2 protein-coding genes and 1 pseudogene are annotated in these 9,531 nt (G+C 65.7%); 1 reads left to right on the forward strand and 2 read right to left on the reverse strand.

The window, feature by feature from the left end; translation table 11 throughout:
* Positions 1-174: 174 nt before the first annotated feature.
* Positions 175-5,340, reverse strand: a complete 5,166-nt coding sequence (locus LH128_RS31080; protein WP_327195005.1) for a hypothetical protein — start codon at positions 5,338-5,340, stop codon at positions 175-177.
* Positions 5,341-5,565: 225 nt separating this feature from the next.
* On the opposite strand from LH128_RS31080, the gene LH128_RS00475 reads away from it, so the two are divergent.
* A complete protein-coding gene (locus tag LH128_RS00475; RefSeq protein WP_008827595.1) occupies positions 5,566-9,372 on the forward strand; it encodes a hypothetical protein in 3,807 nt (1,268 codons plus the stop codon).
* Here the strand turns inward: LH128_RS00475 and LH128_RS31685 are convergent.
* Positions 9,335-9,531: pseudogene (locus LH128_RS31685) on the reverse strand (IS630 family transposase); the annotation flags it as partial. The gene LH128_RS00475 and the pseudogene LH128_RS31685 sit on opposite strands and share 38 nt — an antisense overlap.

Here is a 9,531-nt window from a genome sequence, read left to right on the forward strand (position 1 = left end):
GCATGATGGGCTGCATATCACAAAGTGCTCGCTCGCAATGCCTTCTGAACTCCTCTGCGCGTTGGATCCCTTGGCTATCCATTGCGCAGTGACATTGTCAGGTTTCATTCTCCCGGCCTCAATCCTCCCATGACCAGTGCCGTTCGTGTTGACGGGTGGTGGCCGGGTCGCTTCTCAGGGTCTTGAGAGGCGCGCCTCGAGAGCGGCGGCCTCGCTGACGCCCGCCCGCACCAGTGCGTCCAGGATGCGGGGGATCGCCGGTTCCTTCGCGACCCCGGGATCGAGTGCAATATGGGTATCAAGCAGCCGGGCAGCCCTCTCGCCAAGCCCATAGTCCAGCCACAACTGGCTGTCCGTGCCCAGGCGCGCGAGTGTGCATTCGAGAAGGTCGATCAGGATCGGGACGTGCTCGCAGATCGGGGCTACCTCGAGGACGTTGGTCGTGTAGATTGCGATGTGATGGGCCGGCCCTTTGCCGAAGAGCGGTCGCATGGCCTCGAAGATCGGCGTGGCGTTGGCAACCCCCGCCTCGCGCAGATATGTCGTGCCTGCTCTCCCGAAATTCAGGTCATTCATGAGGAGGGTGGCCACTAGCCCGCCCATGTGATGTTCGACGGAAAATGATGTGCGCGCCTCGGCCCAGCGCCAGCCGGAACTCCCGACAAGCCGGGTGACCATTGCCTCTCGCAGGGCCAGTGCATCACTTATGGAAAGCACTTTTCGATTAAGCCAGGCATCGTCGGCGTCACGCAAGAGAATGCTCGCTACATCGTAAAACGAACGGTCCGGGAGTTCTGTCACCTGGGTGACGATCCTGGCCGAGGCCGCGGGTCCGATCACTCCAAGGGCATGCGCGGCGAGCCTGTAGAATTGCCCATTCCAGTCGCCGGGTGCGTTCGACAGTTCGGCGGAGGGATCGAGACCAAGGCCATTCGCATCGGCACTCCATGCCGCATAAGCGAGGACGAAGGATCCGAGGCTTGAGGCGCGTGGTTCCCCCAGCAGAGCAGGAGCCAGTGCCCCCAGCCACAACGCCGCGGCCTGGTCATCGAGGCGGGTTTGTGGCGGTGGAACACGCTTTCTCGGCGCCGGTACGCGGGCGAGGGAAATGCCCTCCCGTGCGTGTCGCGCAGGTTGCGGGAATTCTGGCCAGGAGGGGGCCGGGTCCTTGCCGTCGAGCCAGGCGATTTCCGCGTCGCTGGAGGTTCGCCCCCGCCGGTTCGCGCTTTCCCTCGCGGCCGTTTGCGCGACCTCATCTGCGAGGTAGGCGCGGTGTTCAATGATGGAGGCACCAAGACCGCAGCGTAGCAATGCCACCGGCAAGCGCGGATCCACGCCAGCAAGCGCGGTGGCGACTAGGGAAAACCCGCGGGAGGCTGCCGGATTGCCAGACGCGGCCGTCCTGATCAGAGTGTCGCGATCGCGCGCCTCGCCCTGCCGCAGCCATAGATAGGCGGTGCCGGCAACAGCGATCGCCGACGGATTGAAGCGAATCCCGCTGCGAACGCGGTGAACAGGGTCCTCGCGAAGAGAGGTCGCCCGGGCGAAGACCTCGCGAAGCCACACACCGTGCTCGAGGAGCAGTTCGGGGCCGGCATCGCGGGCCACGACCAGCGCTGCACTCAACACGGTCTGACCCTGCATCCAGGCGTCGCCGTCCCCGCCGGCGCCCAGACAATCGATGTGCGCCCTGCCATATTCGACTGCATGCACTGCAAGGTCTGGTCCGGAGGAGGTCGGGTCATCGAGTGCGAGCGACAGAGCCTGTTCGATGGCCTGGCGTTGCAGCCGAGCGGAACCGGCCTCGGCCAGGCGCTTTGCGATCGCTGCCTCCCCGGCGGGGGCTTCGAACTGAAAGCCGCTGTTTACCCGGCGGTAGTTTGCCGGGTCGGTGCAGTTGAGCCCGTGCAGCGCCATCAGCGCCGGGGCACCGAAATCGTCCTCGGGGAGGGGTGGGCCGAGCCTTGCAATCGCCGCGTCCTGCAACGCCCGTAGCGATCGGTAGGCCTCGTCGGCCTCACCAAGGGCGAAATGCCCGAGCATGGTCTCGAGCGAGCACTGCCGCGAAACACGTGCGCCAAGATCAGCAAGGCTTGCCAGACCCGCGGGTTCGGGCGTGGCGAAACCCCCAAGGCCGAGCGCCGCAGCCCCGCCCGCGCCGGAACGATTCAGGGCATCATGAACCGCACGGTGGCGATCGAGGCAAACGAGTTCCGGGCTGGCGAGAAAGGGTACGGCAGCCTCGCGCGAGGCAGGCCAGTGCGACAGGATCAGGTCGACCGCGACAAGAAGGAATGCAGTGGACGTTCCCGCCGGCCCGAGCACGTCGCGCACAACGGCCCGGACCGGCTCACCGCGCTCAATCCGCTGGTGACCCCAGGCTTCAAGAGCCATGAGCGCGCTGGCGAGCGAATAGGGATCGCTGAGTGGACGGCCCTGCGTGTAGGCCTGGACCCAGGGGAAGAAGCGAGAATGGTCCTCGAAGGTCAGCCAGATGCCGTTCGCGCCCGGGCCCCGCCCGTCCGAGAGGCGTTGCGTGATGCGTGCGGCAAGATCGCGGACGAGTGCGAGCCCGGTTGCCGGCGCGAGTATCAGGAGCTCGAGAAAAGGGCCCTGTGCGGGCGAGGCTGGCAGGAACAGGGTGTCCATCGAGGATATGGTGTGCGCCTCCCGGCGGCGGCCCGATCTGCCCGCTGGTACCGTCAGCGCCTCTAGCGTGAGCGCGGCCAGCTCGGTCGGCGCGGCGCGGGCGAGTTGGCCGCGGTAGGTGAGAAGCGAGCGGATGGTCTCACGCCTGCCGGGATTTGCCGCGACATGTTCAAGATATTCGCGTGCGAGAGCGGGGACAGAGTTGGCAAAGGCAACGAAGATGCGCCTTATGTCGGTCTCGTGCCCCGCCAGCTCTGCCCAGCCGAGCTGGGTCGCGGCTTCGTCGATGCCTTGCGCGCGCGTTCGCGTCTCGACCGCGAGCAGCCATCTATACAGCAGTGTGGTAATGCGCGGCGTGTGCCGATCCGCTCCCAACGTTGCGAGGGTGAAGCGTTCGAAGAGCAGAAGCACATCGCCCAGCGCTGCTGCAGGAAGCGCATCGCCAAGCGCAAGCACGAAGAGCACGAGCGAGGTCCAGCTCGCATTGCGTGGGATGATATGCGAGCGTGGATAGCTTGCGACATCGATCCCCAGGCTCTCCAGAATGGCATCGCCCGACTGGCTCTCGGCTGCGAGCGTAGTGCGGATGAGTTCGCGCAGCAGGACCCCGTCATCTACAAGGAGGAGCCGATTTTCCCTGGCCAGCATACCGGCGCCAAGCTCGGAGCGCACGATTGCGAGCAGGGCAGGCCGCCGCCAGGACGGGTCCATCCCGGGCGCGCCGAGAGCCACGAGCATCTGCGCCCATGGCGCCGCCTCCTGCGAGCGCTCCAGCGAGAAGCGCGCGACAAGATCGACGGTACGCGCGAGAGACGGCGGAACCGGTGCATTCAGGGGAAGGCCGGAAAGATCCTGTCTTTCGTGGAGCAGCGCAGCGCTCGCCCATTCGCGCAGGACGTCGTGTCGGAAACCCAGCCTGTCGATGCCGAACTCGATAACGGTTTCCCGCGCGATCAGCGCTTCGATCGCGCCGCTGTCGTGACTGGAAGCGTCGATCGTGCTGCGTCCCGCAAGCGCAGCCTCGCCCAGCGCGGCAAGGATACGCCGGCGCTGGCGCCGTCCGGTCGGCGGGCCATCACCGCTGCGCCACCAGTCGTCCGCCATGTCGATCTCGGAACGGAAGCGGTCGATATGATCCGGCCGCGCCCCGTTTTCGAGTGCGGCAAGGCGGGCCAGGCGATAGGGATTGCGCACGATCGCGGCGGCAGGATGGGTCGGGGACAGCAAACCGCGCAGGAAAGGGGCCTGGCGTGCGAGCGCCTCGATTTCGGCGTCCTCCAGATCGCCGACCATCACCGGCGCGGCCGGGCCCAGCAGGGCCCTGGCCTCGAAAGGAACCCAGCTGGGCTCATCGATCCCGAATTCGGGACGGCCGGTCACGATTACCGCGAATCCCGGGATTGCGGCGGCCTCGCGTATCAGATCGACGACGGTCGCACGCGCGGGTTCGCTGGTGAAGAAGTCGAGATTGTCGACGAGAAGTAGGGCTCCGCCGCAAGACGCAAGATCGAGCAGGAACTCGCGTGCGGTTCCCGGCACCTGCAACTGGCTGCGTAACGCCGCCCAGCCCGGGCCAGGTGTACGATTGGGGCTCAGCAGGATGATCCGGCTCTCGCGCATGGACTGCTCGGCGATCTGGCGCAGGAGCGCCGACTTGCCGACGCCCGCGCCGCCGCGGATCTCGATGTAGCGTCCCTGGTCGCGGGCCGCGTGGATCGCCTCCATGGGTGCCGCGCGCGGGAGCGAGATCCCGGCGATCTGGTGGCCGATGTCCTCAAGCGCATGGCGGGTCATCTCGGCAAGCCTCGCACCCGCCGGCCGCAGGTCCGCAAGGCCCTCGAGTTCGAACCGGCCCTCGATCGAGATGCGCCGACGCGCATCGTGCAGCGCAATGTCCCCGCCACCGTTCGCGGCGCTCTCCAGGGCTATGGTGCCGAGCCATTCACACAAGCCGCCCGGCGAGCCGGCGGCCAACGTGCGTGCGGCGCGTTCGACGCCCAGAACCCTGTCGGCCGAGCCCTCGTTGCCAAAATCGAAGGGCAGGATCTGGAACCGGCGCAGGATATGCCAGAGAGTGTCATCGTCGAGTCCGAGGCCGGCAGAGGTGAGGCGATCGCGGAACGTTGCGATGAACCTGCGCGCATCCACGTTGCCTTCCCCCGGTGCATCGATGCGCGCGAACAGCTCACGGCGCGTAAGCTGCCGTGCCCAGGTCAGGACATCCTGGTAGGGGCCCTCGATCTTGAACGAGCGACGCGCGATCGCAACCGCGAAGCCATGGGCGGGCTCGTCCAGCGCACCGCCGGCGACGGCGCGAGCGATCTGTGCTGCCACCTCAGCAAAGACCGTGTCGCCAGGCGCGAAGGTGACAGTGCGTTTGACCTGGATTTCAAGGGTCAGCGCTTCACCGGTGGCGAGGCGGCCGTGAACGATCACGTCATCCAGCGGGAACCCGCTTGCAGCCCGCTGGAAACCAACGCGCTCGATGATCGCGTCGGGCACCCCGCGCGCCTCTGCGCCCGATATCATGGCCAGGAGGTAATGGGCCCCGACCCGAGCCTCGAAACAGGTCCCCGCCGGCCCGCTGGCCGCAGGACTGGTTCCCCTTCCCGCCGAGCCGTCGCCCGCCTGCAGCGTAAACGCAGCGAGGTCGCTCGCACGGGTCTGGGCAGGGTCTTGGGACACGCTCACGGCCCACCTCTATCATGGCCGACCGGGCGCCGCACCGAGGCCGCAGGACGGCATCCCCATCTTTCGTCGGCAAGGTTCAGGAAGCGGCGGCAGCGACAGGAGGGCTATGTCCGCCATCCACCACTGTACCCGTCAGGAAAAAGTGAGCCATGACATTGTAATCAGACGAAGAGTTTCCCAAAAAGGGCTGTCTTTACGACCAGATTTTCAGGCCCGGACGGTACCATGCCACTTCCCGACATCGATTTCTCAAAGATCCGGCTGCATAACGGCACTCAGGCCAATGCGTTTGAGGAGCTGTGCTGCCAACTGGCGAATGACGAGGATGTCGGAGCGCGCGCCCGGTTCGATCGAAAGGGCCCCGGAGGAGACGGCGGCATCGAGTGCTTCGCGACCCTTGACGATGGCTCGGAGATCGGATGGCAGGTCAAGTTCTACAGCAACTTCGATAGCATGCTTGCCTCGCTCGACGGATCGCTGACCCAAGCGCTCGAGAAACACCCCGGGATGCGCCGCTTCATTGCGTGCATGCCCTTTGATCTCGCGGACTCGCGGCGCTCTGAGGTGAAGACCGCTCTCTCAAAATGGGATGCGTGGAAGGAGAAGCGCATCGCGCTGGCCGCCCAGGGGCATCGCGCTATCGAGATTGAGCGATGGGATGCCCATGCACTGAAATCGCGACTGACAAGCAGCCATCCGCGGGCCGGCGGCCGCATCGCATTCTGGTTCGATAAGGAACTGCTCACCCAGGAGTGGTTCCGCGCTGCGTTCGATCGCACCGCCGACAGTCTGGGCGAGCGCTACAGCCCGCAATCCCATATCGACATACCTATCCGGCAGACGATCCTCGCCTCACTGCGCGACCCGTCGATATTCGAGACGCTTGCCTCTCTGGCCCGGACCATCCAGGTCCATCTCGCAGCTTCCGTCTGGCGGGCCGATCCCGCCCCTGCGCTCGCCGATCCTGACCCCGAATATTCCGGCTCCGATAATTCACAGGCCGCCGAACCCACACCCGGCGCCGCTGGAACGTCCACGGGGCAGGGCACAGTCGAAGCCGCGACGACTGGCGCGGATGGCGGAGGGGCGGGCGATGGAGGAATTGCAGGGGCTGTTGCTGATAGCAGCGCAAATGACAGCGTAGGCGACAGCGGCGGCGCGCACGCTGCCGCGGTCGCGGTTACAGCCGTGCTGACCCGGCTCTCGGTTGAGCGCCCCGAGCCGTTCCCGCGCGATCAGGTCGTCGAGGCAGTGGACCGGGCTCTCGATCTGGCGATTGCCTGGAACCGCAGGCTTAGGGCGCGTCGTTCCACCCACAGTATTTCTGCCCCGGATGCTGCGGTCTCAAGGCTGGTCTCGAGCCTTCGTGCTACCGCCGGTGTCATCCGGTCCGTGCACTGGCGGTTTCTCGACCAACGCTCGATGCTGGTGGTCGGCGATGCGGGGACCGGCAAATCCCATCTGCTCGCCGATGCCTGCGAACACCAGATCGCCGCCGGCCGTCCCGCTCTCATGGTCCTGGGCGGCAAGCTTCCCGATGCCGAACCGTGGGGCGAGATCCTGCGCGACCTCGACCTGCCGCGTGACCTGCGCGTCAGGCAATTCCTCGGAGCGCTCAATGCCGCCGGCGAGGCTGACGGCGTGCGCTGCCTGGTGGCGATCGATGCACTGAACGAAAAGAACGGCCAGGCCATCTGGCCCGAACGTCTTGCCGGGTTTCTCCGGAACATCGCCGATTTCCCCTGGATCACGGTGGTGCTGTCCTGCCGGACGACTTACGAGGAGATCGTCGTACCCGACGTTCTGGGGGAAAGCAGGCTGCCGCGCGTCCTCCACGAAGGCTTCAACGACGAGGAGGTCGTTTTCTATCTGGCGCGCCGCGGCATCAGCGTGCCCGAAACGCCGCGCCAGCTCGATGAGCTCACAAATCCGCTGTTCCTGCGGCTGACCTGCGACGCGCTGGGGCTCGAGGGCGCTGCTCTGGTGCCGCGCGAACTGGGAGGCATATCGGACATCCTCCAGCTGTTCGAGAAAGGGGTCACGAGGCGTGTGGAGGCAAGCCTCGAGGCGGCCCCGAGACGCAACCTGGTGGGCAAGGCGATCGCGGCTCTGGCCAGCGAGATGGCTGCAACCGGCCGCGGCGAGATCGGATTCGATCGTGCCGACCAGCTCATACGCGAAATCCACGATGATGACCGTACGTCGCGAGATCTGCTCTTCCAGCTTGAAAACGAGGGGCTCCTGCTGGTCGAAAGCGACCGCTATTCACAACCCGGTTCCGCTCATATCGTCCGCTTCACCTTCGAGCGGCATGGCGACCACGCAGTCGCTGCCTGGCTTCTGAAAGACGAGGGCGGACCCGGTGCCTGCGGCGCGACGAACGCCGCCCAGACCGGACGCGCGACCGCTCTGTCGAATGCGTTGAACGATGAGACATCGCGCATCGTGCCGGGCCTGCTGGAAGCGCTCGCGATACAGCTTCCTGAAAAGCTGGGCGTCGAGCTTCCCGATCACGACGCGCTTCCCTATCATTTCCTGATCGAGCCGGCGTTCGAGCAAAGCCTGCTGACCCGCCGCGCCAGCGCGTTCTCCGCGCGAACCTGGGAGCTGGTTTGCGAGCAGGGCAGTGACGAACTGCGTCTGGAGACGCTGATCGCCCTTTCGAGCGAGCCGGGGCATGATTTCAATGTCCTCGCGCTCGACGCCGAGCTGCGCGCGCTGGCGATGCCCGAACGCGATGCCTTGTGGTCCATCCACCTTGTGGAATCGCAAAGAGCGATGTCGCTCGTCGAATGGGTCTGGAACGCGGATCAGGCCCGCATCGGCGAGACACGGGCAGAGCTCGCCGGGCGGCAACTTGCATGGTTCTTCACGACGACGCGCAGGCCGTTGCGGGACCGGGCGACGAAGGCGCTCGTGATGTTGCTCGCCGATCGCCCTGCACTCGCGGCGCGGCTGTGGAGCGATTTCAGAACGCTCGACGACCTCTATGTCGTGGAGCGGATGCTTGCCGCACTGCTCGGTGCAGCTTTGCAGGGGCGCTGGACGACGACGGATCTCGCCGGGGTTGCCGCCGCAGTCTACGACGACCTCTTCGTGCGAGGCGATCCCCCGGCTAATGCCCTGCTGCGCGATCATGCCGTTGGCCTCGTCGCCGTCGCGACCCGGTGCGGCGCGCTCGATCACGGTGCAATCGCCAAGGCAGCCGGGCCGCACCGCAGCGCATGGCCGATCGAGCACGTATCCGACGATGTCATCGACGGTTACATGCGCGCATATGGGGATGCGGGACGCTTCCCGGACGAGATCGTGGAGTCGTGCAAGGACGGCGATTTCGGCCGGTATGTCCTCGATTCTGCGGTTCGTGACTGGAGCATGTCGACGTTAGGAACCTCGCCCCTGCCGACCGCAAACGACATGCGAAATGCGTGGTTTCGTGACTTCACCGCCCGGGCGACACCGCCCATGATCCAGGCCCACGATGCCATGATGGCAGTGATCGAGCGGGAAGGACAATCGGCCGCCTTTGGCCCGGGACGCGACAGTGTTCGCGCGGTAAAGGCCGCATTCAGGGCGGCGGTCGGATCGGACGAGTTCGAGGAATGGCGCGAAAAGGCGGAATACTGGCGTGCCGACGGAATGTACCAGCGTATCGCCGGCAAGGGCGCTGCGGAACTCAATCTGGGCTGGGCGCGCCGATGGGTCATCAAGCGGGCCCACGATCTGGGGTGGTCTGAGGCTCTACATGGCGACTTCGATCGATCGGTGCGCTCGGAACGCGGGAGCCACCGTATCGAGCGGATCGGAAAGAAGTACCAATGGCTGGCGCTGTATGAACTTGTCGGCCGGCTGCTGGACAACGTCGAGCCGCTTCCCGGCCAGGCGTACGACAGGCTGCATCTGCGCAACATCGATCCTTCGCTTCTGGTCACGAATGCGCTCGATGATGCTCTAGATGGCGGCGAGGGGCACGGCTACTGGACGGGATCGCGCGCTAGTGGCAGGAATCTAACACTTGATGCCCGCGCCTGACGGCGGCGATGATCTTATCTGGGTCTGCGGTCCAGACGAATGGCTTTGGGCTTTCATTGTGCTCGGCAAGGAAGCGGTTGATGGCCGCCTGGAGGTCGATGAGCGAGTGGAAGACGCCGCGTTTGAGACGGCGGTTGGTCAGCTTGGCGAAGAAGCCCT

Origin of the sequence: Sphingomonas sp. LH128, from assembly GCF_000293195.2 — a bacterium.
In the GTDB taxonomy this organism is placed as follows: domain Bacteria; phylum Pseudomonadota; class Alphaproteobacteria; order Sphingomonadales; family Sphingomonadaceae; genus Novosphingobium; species Novosphingobium resinovorum_A.